Origin of the sequence: Ilyomonas limi (assembly GCF_005233845.1) — a bacterium.
GTDB lineage: Bacteria > Bacteroidota > Bacteroidia > Chitinophagales > Chitinophagaceae > Ilyomonas > Ilyomonas limi.
In genome coordinates, this window is sequence record NZ_SZQL01000003.1 from 207351 (window position 1) to 228029 (window position 20679).

22 protein-coding genes are annotated in these 20679 nt (G+C 41.6%); 10 read left to right on the plus strand and 12 right to left on the minus strand.

Annotation, left to right across the window (positions count from 1 at the left end; all coding sequences use genetic code 11):
- Positions 1–160: 160 nt before the first annotated feature.
- The gene (locus tag FC093_RS05810; RefSeq protein WP_137260807.1) at positions 161–1171 is read right to left on the minus strand and encodes a COX15/CtaA family protein; all 1011 of its coding nucleotides are present in this window, start codon (positions 1169–1171) and stop codon (positions 161–163) included.
- A 128-nt stretch (positions 1172–1299) separates the two neighbouring features.
- On the opposite strand from FC093_RS05810, the gene FC093_RS05815 reads away from it, so the two are divergent.
- Positions 1300–1890 carry a ribonuclease HII gene (locus tag FC093_RS05815; protein ID WP_137260808.1) on the plus strand — a complete coding sequence of 197 codons (591 nt, stop codon included), beginning with the start codon at positions 1300–1302 and terminating at the stop codon, positions 1888–1890.
- 97 nt (positions 1891–1987) lie between these two features.
- Here FC093_RS05815 and FC093_RS05820 read toward each other — a convergent pair whose 3' ends face one another.
- On the minus strand, positions 1988–2605 hold the full coding sequence (locus tag FC093_RS05820) for an L-threonylcarbamoyladenylate synthase (protein WP_137260809.1): 618 nt from the start codon (positions 2603–2605) through the stop codon (positions 1988–1990).
- An 88-nt stretch (positions 2606–2693) separates the two neighbouring features.
- On the opposite strand from FC093_RS05820, the gene FC093_RS05825 reads away from it, so the two are divergent.
- The 3 genes from FC093_RS05825 (at position 2694) to trxA (ending at position 5035) form a co-directional block, all read left to right on the plus strand.
- Positions 2694–3593, plus strand: coding sequence for a cupin-like domain-containing protein (locus FC093_RS05825; RefSeq protein WP_137260810.1), 900 nt, complete (start codon positions 2694–2696; stop codon positions 3591–3593).
- 232 nt (positions 3594–3825) lie between these two features.
- The gene (locus FC093_RS05830; protein ID WP_137260811.1) at positions 3826–4566 is read left to right on the plus strand and encodes a DUF481 domain-containing protein; all 741 of its coding nucleotides are present in this window, start codon (positions 3826–3828) and stop codon (positions 4564–4566) included.
- A 160-nt stretch (positions 4567–4726) separates the two neighbouring features.
- Entirely contained in the window at positions 4727–5035 is a 309-nt protein-coding gene (gene trxA / locus FC093_RS05835; RefSeq protein WP_137260812.1) for a thioredoxin, read from the plus strand.
- 161 nt (positions 5036–5196) lie between these two features.
- Here trxA and rnc read toward each other — a convergent pair whose 3' ends face one another.
- From rnc to FC093_RS05850, 3 genes are all read right to left on the minus strand, one after another.
- The gene (rnc, locus tag FC093_RS05840) at positions 5197–5904 is read right to left on the minus strand and encodes a ribonuclease III (RefSeq protein WP_137260813.1); all 708 of its coding nucleotides are present in this window, start codon (positions 5902–5904) and stop codon (positions 5197–5199) included.
- A gap of 4 nt (positions 5905–5908) precedes the next feature.
- Complete coding sequence (gene fabF, locus FC093_RS05845; protein WP_137260814.1) at positions 5909–7162, minus strand: beta-ketoacyl-ACP synthase II; 1254 nt, start codon at positions 7160–7162, stop codon at positions 5909–5911.
- A 96-nt stretch (positions 7163–7258) separates the two neighbouring features.
- Complete coding sequence (locus tag FC093_RS05850; RefSeq protein ID WP_137260815.1) at positions 7259–7495, minus strand: acyl carrier protein; 237 nt, start codon at positions 7493–7495, stop codon at positions 7259–7261.
- Between the two features lie 211 nt (positions 7496–7706).
- Here FC093_RS05850 and FC093_RS05855 point away from each other — a divergent pair, with 211 nt between their 5' ends.
- Both FC093_RS05855 and FC093_RS05860 read left to right on the plus strand, forming a co-directional pair.
- Positions 7707–9038, plus strand: a complete 1332-nt coding sequence (locus tag FC093_RS05855) for an alpha-L-fucosidase (RefSeq protein WP_137260816.1) — start codon at positions 7707–7709, stop codon at positions 9036–9038.
- Between the two features lie 7 nt (positions 9039–9045).
- A complete protein-coding gene (locus tag FC093_RS05860; RefSeq protein ID WP_137260817.1) occupies positions 9046–9678 on the plus strand; it encodes a polysaccharide deacetylase family protein in 633 nt (210 codons plus the stop codon).
- A gap of 302 nt (positions 9679–9980) precedes the next feature.
- On the opposite strand, the gene FC093_RS05865 is transcribed toward FC093_RS05860, so the two are convergent.
- Complete coding sequence (locus tag FC093_RS05865) at positions 9981–10979, minus strand: hypothetical protein (protein WP_137260818.1); 999 nt, start codon at positions 10977–10979, stop codon at positions 9981–9983.
- A gap of 36 nt (positions 10980–11015) precedes the next feature.
- Here FC093_RS05865 and FC093_RS05870 point away from each other — a divergent pair, with 36 nt between their 5' ends.
- Positions 11016–11738: a ribonuclease H-like domain-containing protein gene (locus FC093_RS05870; protein WP_137260819.1), complete on the plus strand. Its 723-nt coding sequence runs from the start codon at positions 11016–11018 to the stop codon at positions 11736–11738.
- Between the two features lie 128 nt (positions 11739–11866).
- Here FC093_RS05870 and FC093_RS05875 read toward each other — a convergent pair whose 3' ends face one another.
- From FC093_RS05875 to FC093_RS05885, 3 genes are all read right to left on the minus strand, one after another.
- Positions 11867–12640, minus strand: coding sequence for a segregation and condensation protein A (locus FC093_RS05875; RefSeq protein ID WP_137260820.1), 774 nt, complete (start codon positions 12638–12640; stop codon positions 11867–11869).
- A gap of 61 nt (positions 12641–12701) precedes the next feature.
- Positions 12702–13268, minus strand: a complete 567-nt coding sequence (gene frr / locus FC093_RS05880; protein ID WP_137260821.1) for a ribosome recycling factor — start codon at positions 13266–13268, stop codon at positions 12702–12704.
- A gap of 401 nt (positions 13269–13669) precedes the next feature.
- Positions 13670–14275, minus strand: coding sequence for a DNA-3-methyladenine glycosylase family protein (locus tag FC093_RS05885; RefSeq protein WP_137260822.1), 606 nt, complete (start codon positions 14273–14275; stop codon positions 13670–13672).
- 77 nt (positions 14276–14352) lie between these two features.
- Between FC093_RS05885 and mnmD the strand changes: the two genes are divergently transcribed.
- Together mnmD and FC093_RS05895 are read left to right on the plus strand one after the other, a co-directional pair.
- Positions 14353–15009: a tRNA (5-methylaminomethyl-2-thiouridine)(34)-methyltransferase MnmD gene (mnmD, locus tag FC093_RS05890; RefSeq protein ID WP_137260823.1), complete on the plus strand. Its 657-nt coding sequence runs from the start codon at positions 14353–14355 to the stop codon at positions 15007–15009.
- A 511-nt stretch (positions 15010–15520) separates the two neighbouring features.
- Positions 15521–16669 (plus strand): glycosyltransferase family 4 protein, encoded by a 1149-nt coding sequence (locus tag FC093_RS05895; RefSeq protein WP_137260824.1) that lies wholly within the window; start codon positions 15521–15523, stop codon positions 16667–16669.
- 567 nt (positions 16670–17236) lie between these two features.
- Here FC093_RS05895 and FC093_RS05900 read toward each other — a convergent pair.
- The gene (locus FC093_RS05900) at positions 17237–17644 is read right to left on the minus strand and encodes a hypothetical protein (RefSeq protein WP_137260825.1); all 408 of its coding nucleotides are present in this window, start codon (positions 17642–17644) and stop codon (positions 17237–17239) included.
- Between the two features lie 324 nt (positions 17645–17968).
- On the opposite strand from FC093_RS05900, the gene FC093_RS05905 reads away from it, so the two are divergent.
- A complete protein-coding gene (locus tag FC093_RS05905; protein WP_137260826.1) occupies positions 17969–18214 on the plus strand; it encodes a DUF3072 domain-containing protein in 246 nt (81 codons plus the stop codon).
- A gap of 151 nt (positions 18215–18365) precedes the next feature.
- Here FC093_RS05905 and FC093_RS05910 read toward each other — a convergent pair whose 3' ends face one another.
- Both FC093_RS05910 and FC093_RS05915 read right to left on the minus strand, forming a co-directional pair.
- The gene (locus FC093_RS05910; RefSeq protein WP_137260827.1) at positions 18366–19757 is read right to left on the minus strand and encodes a murein hydrolase activator EnvC family protein; all 1392 of its coding nucleotides are present in this window, start codon (positions 19755–19757) and stop codon (positions 18366–18368) included.
- A gap of 73 nt (positions 19758–19830) precedes the next feature.
- On the minus strand, positions 19831–20676 hold the full coding sequence (locus FC093_RS05915; RefSeq protein WP_137260828.1) for a DUF4292 domain-containing protein: 846 nt from the start codon (positions 20674–20676) through the stop codon (positions 19831–19833).
- Between the last annotated feature and the right edge of the window lie 3 nt (positions 20677–20679).

Below are 20679 nucleotides of genomic sequence, written 5' to 3' on the forward strand. Positions count from 1 at the left end.
TTGCCGATAATTGCGTACATATCATTTTAAGTTCAGCCTCACTTTTAGTCCAAAGTTTATTTATCAATCGAGCAAAACCAGTGGCTGCTGTATATTTTCCATAACACCTGTTTTATCAGATTTACGATTTGATTTTGCACGCTTAATTTACTACGAAAGTTTACTTCACCTTCAACCTATATGCAAACAAAGCAATAATCAAAATACTGGAGAGCAGTAAATGCAGCGGCTGTACAGCAGCAGGAATATTTGCATACATTAATATCAAGCCCAGCAATACCGTGCCTGCCACACAGGCAAGAATGATGAAAGCAGTACGTTGTAACACTTTGTGCGGAAGTGATTGCCAGAAAAGATAAACGCACAATATAGCTGCTGCCCATGCTACATCGCGGTGTACCTCAAACCAGCCATTGAGACGACTTATCCAAAGCTCGCGGCTGGTATAGCTAAGTGCCAGTGATATTTCATCTATTTGCTCACGTACTTCAGTGCCTAATACTATTTGCACCAATACCACCAGCAAAGTAATTGTGCTCAACCATTTTAGTTGTTTACCAACTACTTTCGGCGCTGCTTTTACCTTGTGAATAATAATAACCGCAACTGCAGCTATTAATAATGCAAAGAGCATGTGCAGCGTTATTTTCACTACCTCCAGGTTGGTATCAACCACTATCTTGCCCAGCCATGCCTCAAATGCAGTAAGCAGCGACAAGGAAAGCGACCAGTAAAGAATGGACCGCCTTGTTTTGCCAAACAGCCGCCAGCTCCAGATAATATGCGCAATAATGATAAAACCTAAAACGCCGGTTGTAAGACGGTTGATATACTCAATCCACGTTTGATATACATTGAATTTGGCGTAGTTGTTTTTCTCATATTGCTGCCAGTCGGCAGGGTTATAGGCAGCGCCACTTTTAAAAGTTTTATTTGCATATTTCAGGCTGTCGTTATAAATAATAAATTGTCCTTTTCTATATTCATGATCCGCTTGAAAACGCACCTGATATTCCTGTGTGGGCGGTATAGCATTGCCGAAGCAGGTTGGCCAATCCGGGCAGCCCATGCCGCTATGTGTAGTGCGCACAATACTGCCGGCAAGAATGACTACAAACAACCAAATTAATAACAACCTGGTGAACGATAAATAACGCTGGTACTGCTGCATGAAAGAGAATTAAAAATTGTGCAAAAATAGAACACGATACGCACGGCTGTTTTAAAGTTTTGAGAAGATTGCACCATTAAGCATACTATTGCAAACAGCTTTTTATTTTCGTATAAAGAACGAATAGCGTGCTCCAGTCTTTTCACCAGGAAATATTGATAGAAGCGGGCTGCGATGAAGCGGGGCGTGGCTGCTATGCAGGACCAGTGTTTGCAGCGGCTGTTATTTTGCCCAAAAGCTTTCAGCACCCGGTATTGAACGACAGCAAGCAACTAACAGCAACGCAACGGTATGAGTTAAGGAAAGTAATAGAAAAGGAAGCAATTACGTATGCCATAGCGATGATTGATGAAGGCGAAATTGATCGCATTAATATTTTGCAGGCTTCGTTTAAAGCCATGCATCTCGCACTGGATGAACTGAAAATAATACCCGAATTGTTATTGATAGATGGCAATCGCTTTACACCTTATAAAAGCATCCCACACCATTGCATAGTAGAAGGCGATGGCAAATATGCAAGCATCGCTGCAGCCAGTATTTTAGCCAAAACCTACCGTGACGATTATATGCTGCGCCTGCACAATGAGCACCCACACTACAATTGGAAGAAAAACAAAGGCTATGGCACTAAAGAACACCGCGCCGCCATAGATGTACATGGCTTATGCAAGTATCATAGAAAGAGCTTTAATATTGGAGGTAACAATATTGATTAACCTTATTGACTAACTAATAATACAGATGCTTACTTTTATACAGATAGTTATCAGTAAATCAGTTTTAGATCAGTTCAATCTGAGGTTTAAAATTTAGCTACACTTCCGCTTCATTCCACACACCAGCGCCTTGCCGCAGTACTGTGTATTCATCTGTGGTGCAGTCTATAACGGTAGAAGGCACCATGCTACCCATACCGCCATCTACCACAATATCTACACGGTTTTTAAAATTCTCATAAATCAATTCCGGATCGGTATATTCTTCCACCATCTCGCCAGGCAATGAGGCTGATAAAATAGGCGAGCCTAACTCATGTACAATGGTGCGTGCAATATTGTTATCGGGAATACGCAAACCAATGGTACTTTTTTTACTTTGCAACAGCTTAGGCACTTCGCGGCTGGCGGGGAGGATAAAGGTAAATGGCCCGGGTAAATAATTTTTCAGTAACCGATATAACGGTGTGGAAATACTGCGGGTATATTTACTCAAATCGCTCAGGTCGTAGCACACAAAACTGAGCTGGGCTTTTGCAGGATCCATCTGTTTAATGCGTGCAATGCGCTCAATAGCTTTATGCTGAAAAATATTGCAGCCTAAGCCATAAATCGTGTCGGTTGGATAGATAATTATACCCCCATCCTGCAGGCATTCTACAATGGTTTTGATATGGCGTGGATTGGGATTATCCGGGTGAACGTGTAGTAGCATTGTTCCTTATTTTTATTAGCTTTTGAATTTACAAATAAGAAGGTGTTAACAATAACTTCATTTTAAATTTGCGCAAAAATATATCCAAATGCACTTGCAGCCTATTGATGTGGTGAATGATATAAGTCCGGAAGAATTTAAGCAAAAATATTATGAGCCGCAGGTACCCGTAGTGCTTAGAAATCTGGCAAAAAGCTGGCCGGCATATAGCAAATGGAATTGGGATTACTTCAAATCTATTGTAGGCGATAAAGAAGTAGGCATTTACAACAATGTAAAAAGTGATGCTTATACACCTGTAAACAAAGCTGATGACTACACTACCTTCGGCAGGTATATAGATATGATTAGCAAAGGCCCGGCTGCGTGGCGTATTTTTTTGTTTAATATTTTTAGCCATGCACCACAGCTTACCCAAGATTTTACCTGGCCAGATGCATACATGAAAGGCTTTGTAAAAAGAGTGCCTATGCTGTTTACAGGCGGACAAGGCTCCATTACACACATGCACTTCGATATTGATTTGAGCCATATTTTACATACGCAGTTTGCCGGCAAAAAGCGGGTGCTGATGTTTCCGTACAAAGAGCAATACAAACTATACCGCAAGCCATTTGAAGTATTGAGTATTGCTGATTTCAGCAATTATTACGATCCTGAAAAAAGCAAGATTGATACAAAAAAGTTTCCGGCGATTGAGTTTGCACAAGGCTTTGATGCAACGCTGGAGCATGGCGATACCTTGTTTATGCCCGGTGGTTACTGGCACCACATGGAGTATCTTGAAAGTGGCTTTGCCATGAGCCTGCGTGCACTCAACAACTCGGTTAGCGGCAAGCTAAAAGGTGTATGGAACCTGGTAGGAATGCGCAATATAGATACTTTGATGAAAAAAACGGCACCGGTCAAATGGTATGATTGGAAGCAACGGAAGATATTTGAAGCAGCGGAAAAAGAAGTAGCATTGGCAGCATTAGATGTTGCTTAATAATAACAGTAGTTTTGATGAAATGAACGGCAGTAATTAATAGCATATTGCATTCATCATTCGGTCAATCAACTACAAAATACTTAATAGGTTTCGGTGAATAAGGTGAAGGGTTTACTGCTTCGCCTTTTGTATTTTAATGTAATAATTATATTCAATACAATATACAAAGAATGCCATTCTTCAAGGCACAGTAATTGCGGCATGGCTGCAAACAAACAGCAACAGCCGGATGAACATCTTTACCACCATTCTCATACTCTGCTTATGTATTATACCCTTTTTGCCCGCATCAGCACAATTCAACGATTCCATTAATTATCACCTGCGCTTTGCCACTACCGGATCGCTCAATAAAACCAACGCTGGTGATGCTTATCTTCTTAACAATGGTGTTGGCTTCAACATTAATAAGCGTAAAATAACCCTGAATACGAATGCCAGTTGGGTGTATGGCCAACTTAATAAAACGCTTACCAACAACGACTTTGCAGCTACCACCGATATGGATTTTTTGAAGAAAGTAAGCAAGTTGTACTATTGGGGCTTGCTCAATTTTGAAAGTAGCTATTCTTTAAAAACCAAATACCGTTTTCAGCCGGGTGCCGGTGTTGGTTATCGTTTTATAGATACTACCAATGCCGTTTTTACAGTAAGTGATGGTATTTTGTTTGAAATGGCCGACCTTACCAATGCTACTTTTGGCAAAGAAAAATACCAGACCGTTCGCAATTCGTTAAGAGTAAAATATCATTTTTTGATTGGTAAAGTGATTACCATCGAAGGCGTTAACTTCTGGCAACCTTCGCTGCTTTCGTTTAAAGACTACATTTTTAAATTCAATAACAGCTTGTCTTTTAAGCTTAATGAATGGCTGAGCCTCACTTCTGCCCTCAGTTACAACAAAATAAGCCGTTCTGGCAGCGAAAACCTGCTATTCACTTTTGGAATAACATTGGATAAATATTTTTAAGAAGAAACAAGAGAACAAGGCACAAGAGTTCAGGAAAAAAGACAAGGTTTAAAGATATAAGGAATAGGATATAAAGTCTTTTTAATGAAATCTGGTGTTTTCTTAGCGGTTTTGTGATTCAAAAAGCTTTTGTAATTAATCCATTTTAAAACATACAGTTATGAATTCCTTTCAGCAGGTAATACATTCAGACAAGCCGGTACTGGTAGATTTTTTTGCTACGTGGTGCGGCCCGTGCAAAATGATGTCTCCTATTCTGGAGCAGGTAAAACATGCACTTGGCGATGCAGTAACCATTATTAAAGTAGATGTTGATAAGAATCCGCAGGCAGCGAGTGCTTACCAGGTGCAGGGCGTACCCACACTAATCGTGTTTAAAAACGGTAAAGTGCTGTGGCGGCAAAGCGGCGTAGTGCAAGCCAATATGCTTATCAATGTGCTAAAGCAACATCAGACAGCAGCGGCATAATTCTCTTTGAACCATAAAGGCACGAAGAACATAGAGGCGCACGAAGGAATAGCAGATGAAGAGAAAGTCTTTGAGCATCTTTGCGCCTTAGCGTCTTCGCGGTTCAAATTCTTCATCAGCCAAATCAGGAAAACATCAGGAAATATCTTTATTAAAAAGGACTATAATTTCAATTTCTCAATTGCCAGTTGTGCAGCTATCTGGCTGGCGTCTTTTTTATTAAAGCCTCTGCCTTGCGCCAACGCTTCGCCGTCGAGCACGGCAGCAATGGTAAAAATACGGCGACCGTTTTCCAGCTTTTCTTCTATGGTTTCAAACTCTAACGCTTTACCGTTTTTGGTAGCCCAGCCAATCAGTTTATTCTTGAGGTTGATATCAATCGACTCTAAATCATCTACATACAAATGGGGGATAACCATGCGGTGCAACACCCAATATTGCGTTTTTTTATAACCTTTATCGAGGTAAATAGCGCCTACAAGGGCTTCCAGTGTGTTACCAAAGATCTGGCTACCTCTGAGCGCATTATCAAACTTGTTGTAAATAGTAATTTTTTTCAGCCCCATTTTCAGGGCTACGTCATTCATCTTTTGACGATTCACCATTTTGCTGCGCATCTCGGTAAGAAAACCTTCGCCTTTGTACGGATAGCGCTTAAAAAGGTAATCCGCCACAATAGTGCTCAATACCGCATCGCCCAAATACTCCAGCCGTTCGTTGTTTTCATCAGCCCCTTCCTTTACCGAGCGGTGACTAAGCGCTGTTTGGTACAGCGATATTTTTCCAGGATTAATACCCAGCAGGTTGCGTAGCTGCTGCTCAAAAGATGGTTTGCCTTTATTTCTGAAAAATCGACGAAGTATTTGCACTGCGTTAAGCTACGTATTTCTTTACAATTACAGCAGCATTGTGGCCGCCAAAACCAAAAGTATTGCTCAGCGCCGCATTTACCAAGCGGTGCTGCGCCTTGTTAAAGGTAAAGTTGAGTTTAGGATCGAGCGTAGGATCATCTGTAAAATGGTTAATGGTGGGCGGTACAACATCATCTTTTACTGCCATGATAGCAGCAATAGCTTCTATTACACCGGCAGCGCCAAGGCAGTGCCCCGTCATGGACTTAGTAGAACTGATGTTTAGTTCGTACGCATGTTCGCCAAACACATCCATTATAGCCTTCACTTCTGCGCCATCGCCCAGCGGTGTAGAAGTACCATGCGTGTTGATATAGTCAATATCCTCAGGCAGCAGGTTGGCATCGCTAAGCGCAGCCAGCATTACATTGCGGGCACCCAACCCGTCGGGGTGCGGAGCAGTAATGTGGTATGCATCAGCCGTGGCGCCGCCGCCGGCTATTTCGCAATAAATTTTGGCACCCCTTGCCAATGCATGTTCCAGCGTTTCCATTATCAGTATGCCGGCAGCTTCGCCCATTACAAAACCATCACGGTCTTTATCGTACGGCCGGCTGGCTGTTTTGGGGTCATCATTCCGCTCGCTCATGGCTTTCATAGCATTAAAGCCGCCTACACCTGCTTCGGTTATAACAGCTTCGGAACCACCGCTTAAAATAATATCGGCCTTGCCCAAACGCAGCAGGTCAAAAGCATCTATAATAGCATTGGTGCTGGTAGCGCAGGCGCTTACCACAGCATAGTTGGGGCCCCGGAGGTTATGCCGCATAGATATTTGCCCGGCAGCAATATCCAATATCATTTTGGGTATGAAGAAAGGATTGAAGCGCGGCGTACCGTCGGCTTTTGCAAACTCGCTTACTTCGTGCTGAAAGGTAGTGATGCCTCCAATACCGCTACCAAAGACAACACCTATCCTGTCGGGATCTGTGTTGTCTTTGTTCAGTCCGGCATCAGCCATAGCCATATCACTGGCAACCAAAGCCAGTTGGGTAAAGCGATCTATTTTACGCGCTTCCTTTTTATCCAGAAACTCGGTAGGATCAAAATTCTTTACCTCGCAGGCAAAGCGCGTTTTAAACTTGGATGCATCAAATTGAGTAATGTAATCGGCACCGGAGACGCCATTTATTAAGCCTTCCCAATAATCATGTAAAGTGTTTCCAATCGGTGTGATTGCTCCGATACCAGTTACTACAACTCTTTTTAACTCCATTGTGCAAGCCTTTTTTAAAAGTTATAAATCCGCCTTTCGCGGCAAAATACCTACTGCAAAAGGCGGATTAAATTATACAGGTGAACAGTGCAGCGCTTATTTAGCGTGTTCTTCCAGGTAAGTAACTGCCTGGCCTACCGTGGTAATTGTTTCTGCCTGCTCGTCCGGAATAGAAATGTTGAATTCTTTTTCAAACTCCATAATGAGCTCTACTGTATCTAATGAATCAGCGCCTAAGTCGTTGGTGAAAGAGGCATCAGTGGTTACTTCAGATTCATCAACGCCTAATTTGTCAACAATAATCTTTTTTACGCGTGTAGCTATGTCTGACATTGTAAAATGGTTTTAGTTACAGGAGCAAAAATATACTTTTTGTGCAATCCACAATGATAACGCCCTTTTTTTTCGGCTGCCGTATAGCTTGCAAGCATTTTTGAGGCGTATAATTTTCTATTATCTGCTAACTAACCCTTTTATATTCATAATTAACTTACGCTTTTCTATACCGCTTTTGTTATTAGCTTTATTGCTAAATGCCATTAGCATGAAGAAACAATTGCTTTGTATTGTATCCTTATTATGTGTTGCATTACTACATGCACAAACTGCTTACAAACCTACAGCCGCTAACCTCAAAAACCGTGAATGGTTTGAGAATGCCCGTTTTGGTATGTTTATCCACTGGGGGCCTTTCAGTATTCCCGGTTCGGGTGAGTGGGTAATGAACGAACGCAATATTACTGTTGCAAACTACACAAGACTTGAAAAATTTTTCAACCCCATAGACTTTGATGCGGCACAATGGGTAAGCCTGGCTAAGAATGCAGGCATGAAATACATTACACTCATCACCCGCCACCACGATGGCTTTAGCATGTGGGATACCCAGTATTCCGACTTTGATATTATGCATACGCCATACAAAAAAGATATAGTGAAAATGATAGCAGATGAATGCCATAAACAAGGCATCAAATTGTTTTTTTATTACTCTTTACTGGACTGGCGGCGCGATGATTATAGCTGGTGGACCGGGCGCACCGGACAAGGCACCGGCCGCACCGTAAAAGGCAATTGGAACGATTATATCCAGTTTATGAAAAACCAGCTTACCGAGTTATTGACCAATTATGGAGAAATCAGCGGTATTTGGTTTGATGGTTATTGGGACCAGACAGCGCCTGAAGGTGCCGCGGACAGAACGCCCAGAATTGACTGGCACCTCGATGAAATTTATACACTGATCCATCAATTACAGCCACAATGTTTAATAGGCAACAACCACCATCTTACCCCATTGCCGGGCGAAGATTTTCAGATGTTTGAACAGGATCTGCCGGGCGAAAATAAAGGTGGTTTAAACTTTCAGAAGCCATCTGATCTGCCACTCGAATCTTGTGTAACTATGAACAATAGCTGGGGTTTCAATATAACTGATACCTCTTACAAATCTCCTAAACAATTAATTGATTTACTGGCAAAAGCTGCCGGCTATGGTGCCAACCTTTTATTGAACATTGGACCAATGCCTAATGGGGAGATTCAGCCGGAATTTGTTGAGCGGCTACGCTGGATGGGTAATTGGATGAATACGTATGGCGAAAGTATTTACAACACCAAAGGTGGTTACATGCGTCCACAGGATTGGGGCTGCATTACACAAACAGATAATAAAATGTTCGTGCATCTTTTACAGCCAAACAGGGATAGCATATCACTGACTAATTTTCCTGCAAAAAAGATTGGAAAAGTGTATTTGCTGAAGAATAAAAATGCAGTGCCAGCCAAATTGAACGGTAGCACACTTTTGCTTACGAACCTGCCCGCCATAACGGATGAAGAACCAGACACGGTAGTAGTCATAGAATTTAATTAAGTGCTGTATGTATTTTGTAAAAGCGCCCTGGTGGTTAAAAAAGCTCTATTCCTCATTCGTATGGAAAATACGTACAAAAGAGAAAGTGCTGTATCTCACTTTTGATGATGGGCCACACGAAACAGCTACGCCATTTGTGCTGGACGAATTGAAGAAATATGGCGCAAAAGCTACTTTTTTTTGTATAGGAAAAAATGTAGCAAGCCTTCCATCGGTATATAAACGGATACTGGATGAAGGGCATGCAACCGGCAATCATACATACAACCATTTAAACGGGTGGAAAACGGATGATACTACTTATATCAACAATATTATAGACGCAGCGGAACTTATTAAAAGCAACTTGTTCCGCCCGCCATACGGGCGCATAAAAAAGTTTCAGAGTAAGCTGCTGATGCGTAAAGAAGATGCAGCACGCCCACTGTTTAAAATTATTATGTGGGATGTACTAAGCGGCGATTTTGATGTACAACTATCACCGCAACAATGCTTAAACAACGTGTTGAAACATACACAAAAAGGCTCCATTATTGTTTTCCACGACAGCACCAAAGCCTGGAGCCGCATGAGCTATGCACTGCCAAATGTATTAGCGCATTTTAGTAAAGAAGGTTATGTTTTTAAAGCGTTGGAGTAAATGGTTTTGTTATTGCGGGCGCCAGTGAAGCACTTTGTGGGTTGTATAAATAGTTATGGATGGATTGAATTAGAACTTTAGATTAAGTCTTAAATCAATTTCTAAAGGGCTTATATCGCTTGTACTGCCATCCACAGGTTGCTTCTTTGGCCCTCGCAATGAAGGCATTGTTTAACGTTTCTTCCAATAGCCATGCAGGCTATACCAACAGCTTTATAGTAGCACACAAGTTCATCCCATAACAAAAAAGCACCATAAAAATGGTGCTTTTTTGATTAAAAATTTTGTTGCCTGTAAATAAATCAGCTAAACAAACCACCTTTTTTCAGGCTCTTGGTGCCTTCGCCAATTTTGTAACCATTGTGATAAATCTGTATGGTATAATTACCCGTCTGGTAATGGTTGTTGTCTATTTTCCAGTCGAAGCTTACCGGCAGGCGTTGTCCCTGGGTATATTGTACATCTACTTTGTTGGTATATACCTTTTCACCTTCGTCACGCGTTTGAAAAGTACCGCTGCCATCGGATGGTGTAGTAATGGGCTTACCATCAGGACCAGTAACCACTACATACAATTCCTTTTCGCCGCTATCGGCAATACGGTTTTCATCCAACTGAAAAGAGATGCGGAATAAGTCGGCACGCTTGGCAGTAGAAGTCGTTTTTTCTTTGCCACTGCCTTTTACGTTTATTGCCTCAATATTGATGTTGGAAGCGTGTAAAGTAGAAGCCACATCTTCCACCTGCGCTTTCTCGGCCTGTGTAGTGCTAAGGTTTTGTGCTAACGTTTGATTGCTGGTATTGAGCGAGTCTCTCTGCACCGTAAGCTGCTTGTTGCTGGTAGTGAGTTGCTCGTTTTCAGCCTTCAACTGGGCAATCTGGGTTTCGTAATCCGTTACTTTACCTCTCAGCTCCTTAATGAGACTTTGCAACTTAGCATTGTCGCGGTTACTTTTTTTAAGTTCTGTTTCAATCTGGCTTCTCAGGCTCTTAATATCTTCATCTTTCTTGGATAGCTTTCCCTGCAATTGCAAATTGTTGCTCTTAAGCGTATCAAACTGCTGGGCTATGTCGTTGTATGCTTCCTGTATAGAATCTCTGGAAACTTCGGTGGTTCTTGTTTGCGTTTGCAGCTGCGCAATGTTTTCGTTGGTTTTGTTTTTATCGTAAATAATATACCCCCACGTGCCCAGCAGGGCAACGATAAGAATGCCATATATTAGTTTACGGTTGTCTTTTGAATCATTAGGGCGTCCGGCTGGAGTTGGAGTGCCGGCACTTGGATAATTAGTATAACTCATATAAATTGTGTTTTATTAAACAAAAAGAACTGCCTTGTGAATAACGCACTACCGCTCCATAAATTGTTTTTACTTGATATTGAAACGGTTCCTCAACAACCTGCCTATCAACAGCTTAGCACCGAATGGCAAGCCCGATGGTGGCACAAAATAGCTAAAACTATACCAGAAGGCATGCAGCCCGAAGACAGCTACCTGCTAAAAGCCGGCATACTGGCTGAGTTTGGTAAAATCATCTGTATATCAATAGGTTGCTTTCAACATAGGAACAATGAAAATTTCCTTAAAATAAAAAGCATTTATGGCCATAATGAAAAAGAACTGCTCCGCAACTTCTTAAAAATCAGTAATAAAATGTGCGAACTTAAGAATGATTTTCAATTTGCCGGCCATAATATCCGGGAATTTGATATTCCTTATATATGTCGGCGCATGATTATTAACCATATACCACTTCCTCAATATCTGTGCCTGCACAACGCCAAACCCTGGGAAGTAAACATGCTGGATACTTTGCAATGGTGGCGCTTTGGCGATATTAAAAACTACATCTCGCTCGATCTGCTGGCGAGTGTGCTGGGCGTGCCTACCTCTAAAACCGACATGGACGGCAGCATGGTGCAGGAAGTATATTATAAAGAAAATGACCTGCCACGCATAGTAGAATATTGCCAGCGCGATGTAGCCGTGGTTGCTAATGTATTGTTACGCTTCAACAATATGCCTTTGTTAAAAAATGAGAATATCATTGTGGCATAATAAAGAAGCTGCCTGATAGATGAACCATTAAGTCACAAAGAGCAGAAGTTACACAAAGCAGTTGTAAAGTATTGCTGTATCCACCGGGCGCCGTACATAGAGCTTAGTGTTATTCGTAGCTCAAATTCTTAAACATTTATTACTGTCTCTTCTTCCCTTTCTTCATTCCACTCCAGTATAAAATTGTTGCGTCCTTCACCTATTTGTATATTCATATAATGCAGTTGCACCAGTTCCAGCAACGAAAGAAATAAAAAGATGGCATGAATGCGGTTTTCGCAGTGGGCAAATACCTTTTCAAACGCCACGGTTTTTTCTTCTTTTACCACCAGCAACATGTGCTCACGGCTTTCCTCCATTGTATAGTTGTAGCGCACTACGGTATGTACCGGCTTGTTGTTCTTGTCGTGCAGGCGCTGCATTACTTTTTCAAACGTCTTCATCAGTTTGAAGAGCGTAACCGTTTGTATCTCGGTGCCCTCGGCAGCCTGCTCACCTATGGATACCAATTCTTGCTGCAGGTTGCCGCGTTTCATCATTAGCATACGCAAGGCTTCTTTTTCAGCCAGTTCGGCAGCTGCCTGTTTGTAGCGTTTATACTCCAGTATTTTGTCTATCAGTTCTTTGCGCGGGTCTATTTCATTGCCCGACGCATCTATCTCTTTGCGCGGCAGGAGCATTTTTGCCTTAATGCGCATGAGTGTAGAAATAAACAAAATAAACTCGCTGCTCAGTTCTATATTCAGTTTTTCCTGCGCGTGGATATACGCCAAAAAATCGTTGGTGATTTTGGTAATAGGAATATTATAAATATCCAACTCGTCGCGTTCTATAAAAAACAGCAACAGGTCGAAGGGGCCTTCAAACTGGTCTAATTTTATCTGGTAGGCAGGAACACTCAAATACTATAAAATTTAAATAAAAGTTCACAAGAGCCAGCAAACCTGTTGGGTGCAGCTATTTCTAAATTGCCATCATTTCTTTTTCCTTAGCTGCCAGATGCTTATCTACCAGCGCAATAAAGCGGTCGGTCAGTTCCTGCACACTATTTTCTGCATCTTTACTCGCATCTTCACTCAGGTCGCCATCTTTTTGCAGTTTTTTTATCTGCTCTATAGTGTCGCGGCGAATGCTGCGGATGGCTACCTTGGACTGTTCGCCCTCGTTGCTGGCTTTTCTGAATAGTTCGCGGCGGCGCTCTTCGGTAAGCGGCGGCAAAAACAAGCGAATCTGGTTGCCATCGTTTTGCGGGGTAATGCCAATATTGGCAGCCATAATAGACCGCTCAATAGCCTGCAGCATTTTTTTTTCCCAGGGCTGAATACTAATGGTACGGACATCTAAGACCGATACATTGGCAACCTGGTTGATGGGTGTGGGAGCACCGTAATATTCAACGAATATACCATCGAGCATGGTGGGGTTGGCTTTACCTGCACGTATTTTGGTAAGTTCTGTTTCCAAATGACTAATCGCTTTTTTCATAGAAGATTCCGCATCCTCTAACAGCAATTCCAGTTCCTCAGTCATAATATGTATAATTTATTTAAAACAGGCGCAAATCTAAGGAATAGCGAAAGATGCGGCTTAAAAACTTGGTGAAATGTCCGAACCGGAATTTTATGTGGTTAGGCTCCTGCCCAGGCTGTTGTCAGCCGGGCAGGAATTAGCAGGATTACCTGCAAAAGGTCGGTTATTTTTATTGAATCGCATCCTGGCGAACTACACGGCGAAGTTTCGTTCCATTGCAGATTATTATGAAACTACACTCTCTAACATAAATTGATTTAGAATAAATTACCTGCATTCCGGATGGTGATACACCTCCAGATAAAAAATAAAGCTATCAGCAGAGAAGACATCCAACCATAAGTAAGGCCATTTAGTTGTTAATGTACTTTGTGTCTTATACCTCAGCAGTTCCAATCAACTTAAGCATCGGGCACATTATCTTTCCAGCGCCACAAGTGCATACAGGCGTAGGTGCGGTATGGTTTCCATTTGGCAGAAAGTTGTAGCATTTTTTCTTTCAGTGCTTTTTTTTCGGTTGTTTTAATGTTGTATAGTTTTATCATGGCTTGCTGTATGCCCAGGTCGTCTGCTGCAAACACGTCTTCGCGCCCAAGCGTAAACATCAGCAACATTTCTACTGTCCACTGACCAACACCTTTTATCTGCGTAAGCAATGCTATAATGGCTTCGTTGCTCATAGATAGCAACGTATGGTCTTCTATCTGGTGTTCTATACAAAAGCGGGCTACATTGTGTACATAACTTACTTTGGCATTACTCAATCCAATGGCACGCAATGCTTCGGGTGCTGTAGCCAATACCTGCTGCGGCGTGGGTTCTTCGCCGTTGTATAAAGCTAAAAAACGATGGTAGATAACTTTGGCTACTTTGGTACTTAGCTGCTGGCTCATAATGCTGGCCATCAGCCGTAAAGGAATATTTTGCCGGGAGTACAATGGTTCTGCCGGCTCACGAATAATGGCAGCTAATTTTTTATCTTTTGATAAATGCGAAACATAATCCATGCAGGCAAATTAAGTAATATCAACGTATAAATATGTTTGAATGGAAGTATTGTCTAAACCCTTTAATTTACACCTGCATGCAACGCATCATTCAAACTACCGCCGATGGCTCGCCAACCATCGCTATTCCTGATATGCAGGTAACGTATCATAGCCGGCATGGTGCTGTGCAGGAAAGTAAGCACGTGTTTATACAAGCCGGCTTAATACCCTTGCTACAACAATATGAAACAGTGCGTGTATTTGAAATGGGATTTGGCACCGGATTGAATGCTTTGCTCACTTTAAAACAAGCCATACTGCAAAAGCAAGCCATATTTTACCAGGCAGTTGAGAAATATCCTTTAAACCATAACGAAATAAAAGAACTGGATTATTCAGCAGTGTTGCCGCAAGCTTATTTTACCGCCTTGCACCAATGCAAGTGGAATGAGCCGGTGGCAATACATCCTTTTTTTACATTGCATAAAAGCAACTCTTCGCTACAGGCATTTGAAGCTGCATTGCCTTTTCATCTTATTTATTATGATGCTTTTGCACCGGCTGCCCAGCCAGAATTGTGGACACAACAGATCTTTGAACAATTATATAATATGCTTATAACCAGCGGTGTACTGGTAACGTATTGCAGTAAAGGCGATGTACGGCGAAATATGCTGGCTGCTCATTTTAAGGTAGAAAAACTAGCTGGACCACCCGGAAAACGGGAAATGTTGCGGGCAATAAAACCTTAGAATCTGGTACCTGCCGCCACAGGCGAAGCAACAATAAAAGCGGCAAAATGAAGCTGCCTGCCTGCAAAGGCGGGGTCTTTTCTTTACGCTTTTGTAGTTTTAACTTCTTAAATACTGTTCCAATTACGGTTAAACGGCAGATAGCACCTGAGCAATAAATGGCACAATTATACTGGCTTATAAGTGCCGTTCAGCCTCCCCTTTTGCTACATAATGTTATGTTTTTGCGAAAGGCAGCCATGCTTTTTCATTTAAAACCATGCATTTATTTTATATAAAATAAAATATCAAGCAACGCTGAGAACTTTAATAGCATCATGGTTTATGGTATTTTACATAATTGTAATTTACGTATTTAATGGAATTAGCGTACTTAAAAGGTATTGCATGCAAGAGGGCCGGTACAGCAATAAAATAGCTCCCGGATACCGGCTAAAAGCAAAAACCAGTACTTTTGCACCAATTTTGCTAATCTGACTTTTACTGTTAGACTAACTCTTAAACCATTTTCATGCAGCAGATTATAGTAGGGGCGGTCGTAGCTTTCTTTATTAGTTTTTACTTAATACCTATCCTTATAGAGCTGGCTAAGTCCAAACAACTGGTGGATATACCCGATGCCCGTAAGATTCACAAAGACCCGGTTCCGCGTTTTGGTGGCATTGGTATATTTTCAGGTTTTTTGTTCAGTTTGCTGCTGAGTGCCAGTATTAATAATAGTTTTTTAGAGTTTCAGTATCTTATCGCAGCTTTTCTCATTGTGTTTTTTCTGGGTGTGGGCGATGATATTATGATCCTTTCACCACTTAAAAAATTTATTGGTCAGTTAGCAGCTTCTTTTATTCTGATAGTAAAAGGGCATTTACTCATCGATAATCTGTATGGCTTTTTGGGCATTCACGAGATACCGGTGCTCCTTAGTTATATACTTACCTACTTTACTATTGTGGTTGTTATTAATGCCATCAACCTTATAGATGGCGTGGATGGTTTAGCAGGAAGTCTTAGCCTTATTTCCACGCTATTTTTTGGCTCCTGGTTTTATGTAAATGGCGATCTGGCTTATGCGCTTATCGCTTTTACACTGGCGGGTAGCATTGTTGCTTTTTTGTATTACAACTTCAATCCGGCAAAGATATTTATGGGTGATGCCGGCTCGCTAATGCTTGGGCTAATCAATGCTATACTTGTCATCCGTTTTATTACTGCAGCGCCAACGGCTACTACTTTTACTGCAAGCGCCTCTCCGGCAGTAGGTTTTGGGTTGTTACTAATACCGCTAATGGACACATTGCGGGTGTTTTGCATTCGCCTGTATCAAAAAAAATCGCCTTTCTTCCCCGACCGCAATCACATTCATCATCTTTTTTTAGATAAAGGTTTTTCTTCACGTGCCACCACGCTTATTTTAGCAAGCCTCAGTCTTATTTTTTCGCTATTATCTTTTGCCTGTGCATCATTCAATGTTACTGTTTTAATCCTGTTGCAGGCTGCTACTTTCTTTAGTGTGGTGTACCTGCTGTCGGTTTATCGGCCGGCGCACGTACGGGTGCGTAAGAGCAAAGCCGGTAATATCATTATCGAAAGTACAGCACGCAAGCCGGGCTTTATTACCATTTTTTATAAACGCGAAAAAGCAGTAAGCGCCGAAGAGCAATAGCGGATATTGTGTAAGTTTACAGGTATCAAACCACAAGCTGGAAGATCAGGAATTTATAGCGAACGCATAATGATGCTTCTTTGAAAATAGTATTAAAAGAAGCATACTCATTTATATTAAAAAGAAGAAAACACCTGGTGGTGTTTTCTTCTTTTTTGCGGTACAAGCTTGTAGTACAATAATGAGGCTGCAGAGGCGTCGCACACTGCAACTAAAGAATACCTGCTGGGCATGTAAGCGAGTACGTTTTTTACCGCCGGGGAATAGAAGTTTACGCAGGAAGTACGCAGAGATAACATAAAAACGGCTGAACCCATTTATGTGCATTTTTTACTAACATCCAGCTCACAGTTCAAATAGTGGGCTATAGAGAAGGTTTGATTATAGTAATAGATTCATCCATTGTATATTTTTTCCAATCCTGCTTATCTCACTTATCTCAAAAAATCCCGGTTCAGGCAACAAAAAGTTCCGGACCATTCATTGGCCGGAACTTTTGCTTTAATTGATCTTACTCCGATAATCTGGTTAATCCTGAACATCTTTCCAAATGCGTACTAACGACTCTTATTTTGAACTTTTAACCACTACCTCCTGCACAGTTCTGGTAACGGTAGTAATGTCGAACGATTGCTTGTAAGTATCAGCACCTTTGATGATAAAGGTCAGACGGGCCTCGCCGGGCTCTTTCACCAGCACTACTTTTTTATCAAAGTTTTTATCATTGTACGTTTGCTGATATACTACATCGCCATATTCATTTTTAATAATGAGGTCAAACTTTGCAGCTTCTGCATTATCGTATTTTACATTGAATACGATTCCATTGTCGGTCGTTTCTACGTACTGGATGTTGTTTTGATTGGTCTTTTCGTTTTTACCCGTAGCTGGTGCTGCCATAGCAGTAAGTGATGCGGTACTTACTAATACGGCTACTAACATTGCTTTTCTAAAATTTAATACTTGCTTTTTCATAAACATTGCTTTTTTAATTGTTAATCAATAAAAGGCAACAACCGGAAAAATTTTACTATAGCAAGGTCTCGTGCAGGCAAAGCAATGGCGCTATAGCAGCAATCTTATGAAATATGAAACAAGCAAAACTGGAAGCAAGCGGGAAAACCTTACGGCGGGTACTGACTACTAAGCTTTGGTGTAAGGCTGTATGTTTTATTTTTGACGGCACAAAGGTAAGGTACTTTTTTGTATTGTGTACATTTTACACAATTGATAACATTAAGTTAATGCACCAATATTGGTTTGCTTTTTGTTTTATTATTTGCTAAAAATTGTAGCATTATGGCAAAAAATGAAAAGAACCAGGTATCGCAAGCCAACACCAACATTTCCGGCTCTAATACCCAAAAAGATCCGGATGAATGGACAACCAGCGATGAGCCAATGACCGGCGCACAAAAAAGCTATTTAAAAACATTGTCGGACGAGGCAAATGAGGAGTTTGACGAAAACCTCACCAAGGCAGAAGCCTCCAGGCGCATAGATGAATTGCAGCATAAAACCGGCAGAGGATTGAACAATCAGTAGCATTTTAAATAGCTATATTTCTCTAAAACTAAAAGCACCTGCAAAACTGTTTGCAGGTGCTTTTAGTTTTAGCCTTGTAGCCTGAATCTTGTACTCTTTTTCGTAATGTATATCTTGATGCTGTCCTCTTATCTCTTGTACCTCCATCCATTTATTTACCGCTTAGCCAGCCTGTAGGATTTAAGAAATTGCCCTGTTCATTAGATACCATAAAAGTAACCATACCGCCGCCATCATCACTGTTGGCAGCCCTTCCTATTACAGTGCCGGCATGTACTTTATCGTTCCGGTTTACACTTACAGTTGCTAAATGGCTGTACGTAGTAAAATATTTACCATGCCGCACTACCACCATCCGCTCGTCACCTAAGTCCACCACTGCCGATACTTCGCCGTCAGCCACCGATTTTACGGTTGTACCGGTTGGCACGGCAATATCTATTCCGTCGCTGGTACCATGCAATGGCGTACCTGGAATTTCATAAACACCGAATGGTATAACAATAGTACCTGCATTTACCGGCCAAGGCAAGCGTCCGCGATTATTTTCAAAGTTTATAGAAGCCGTCAGGTTTTCTTCCGTTGATTCCAGCGCGCTGTATGTACGGTTGCTATTACGTGCCGGTGTTGTAGTAGTTGGCGGGGCTATAGCCGCCGTAGTATTGTTGGGTGCAGGCGTAGCAGCACCATTGTTGGCAGCGCCGTTGTTGGCTGCCTGGGCTTGCTGTACCTGTTGTTCAGCCAGTTTGCGTTTGCGTTCTTCCTCTCTTTGTTTAGCTATTTGTGCCTGGCGTTCTGCTTCTCTGCGCTTTGCTTCGGCTACTTCGCGGCGAATGATTTCCTGCAACTGGTTGTTCAGTTTTTTACGGGTTCTTTCCCTGTCCTGTATTTGCGAAGCCAGTTCTTTTTCCTGCCCTTTCAGGTCTTGTACTGCTTCATCTTTCTCTTTGCGGTCGGCTTCCATTTGCTTTAGCTGCTTGCCCTGCTCCTGCAGCGTATTGCTCTTTTCGGTCTTGCTTGCTTTCAGGTTACTCATTTTGGTTTGCAACAGGTTTTGCGTTTTCAAAATATTATCCACCTGCGTTTCGCGGTATTGACGGTAACTTCTGAGGTAAGTCACGCGTTTCATAGCATCATTGAAAGAGTTGGCCGAAAAAATAAAGTTGAGATAATCGTAACTGCTGCGGTTGCGATAGGCAAACACGAGACTCTTGGCATAATTTGCCTTTAATGTATCCAGTTCTTTTTTATAACGATAAATATCGAGGTTATTGTGGTAAATTTCATCATCAATATTGCGCAACTGCTTATTGATGCTGCTAACCAGTTCTGCGCGTGCTTTTATTTTGCGCTGCACCAGCGCCAACTGGCTAAGCGATTGCTTTTTACTCTTTTTAATGTCGGCAAGCGTACTGTTCAGGTCAGCCAGCTCGCGCTGCAATTGTTGTTGCTTTTTTTGTATTTCTTCTTTTGTTTGCTGGGCAAATGCTGCTGTGGCACCTATTGCCAGCATCATTACTAAAACTACCAGTTGCTTAAACATGTAAACCGTTTTGTAAGGATTAATAAAATTAACTGCCTGCAGTGTGTACAGTACGTTGTATAGCTGTTAATTATTATTTGCTTTTATAACTTTTTGGAATATTAAATGGAAAAGTTTGCGGCTGGTCGAAAGTATATTGCTTAAACTCGAGACTAACATCCAGCTTTGCCTTTTCTGCTACCGATATTTTGCGCACGGTAGAAAAATAAAAATTATTCACTTTATCATAATTGCTATAGGTAATATCAGCCGTGCGGTTTTTATCGGGATCAATATCATCCAGCTTGCTATGCAGCATGAGCAACGTGTTTTTGTCTAAAGTAAGCAGGTTTTTAAATACATCTCCTGCCATCAATATTAAAATAGCATCATCACTATATTTATACGAAACAATATTGCTATCAAGATAAATAGGATTGCCGATAAGAATATGCTGCATGTTATCGAAATCTAATGGCACATGTGTCAAATCCTGCAGGTATTGTATAGATCTAAACTGTACCACTTTATCCAGCTTGTTCATCAGCTTTACGCTGTCTTTAGTAATAATGACTCTAAAACCTTCAATACCAAAAGCGCCGGTGAGCGACAGCCAGATGATGCTGTCTTTTTGCATACGCAAATATACCGTAGCCTGTCCGTTGCCTTCGCTACCGTCGTAGTCCATTTTTACTTTGGCAGTAAATGTTTTAAAGTTAATTGTACGATTACCTAATGTGTCAACAATATTCCTGATTATTTGGGCAGTATCTACCTTATTGGCAGCGGTATCGGGCGCAACGGCAGATGCAGTATCTTTTGTAGTAATAACGGCGCCAATGCGCTGCACTTTTTTTGCAGGGCGGCAGGCAGCAAACGCTACCATTAAAAAAAAACCTGCAGCTACAATGCGATTGATAATACGAATACGTTTTTTCATTCT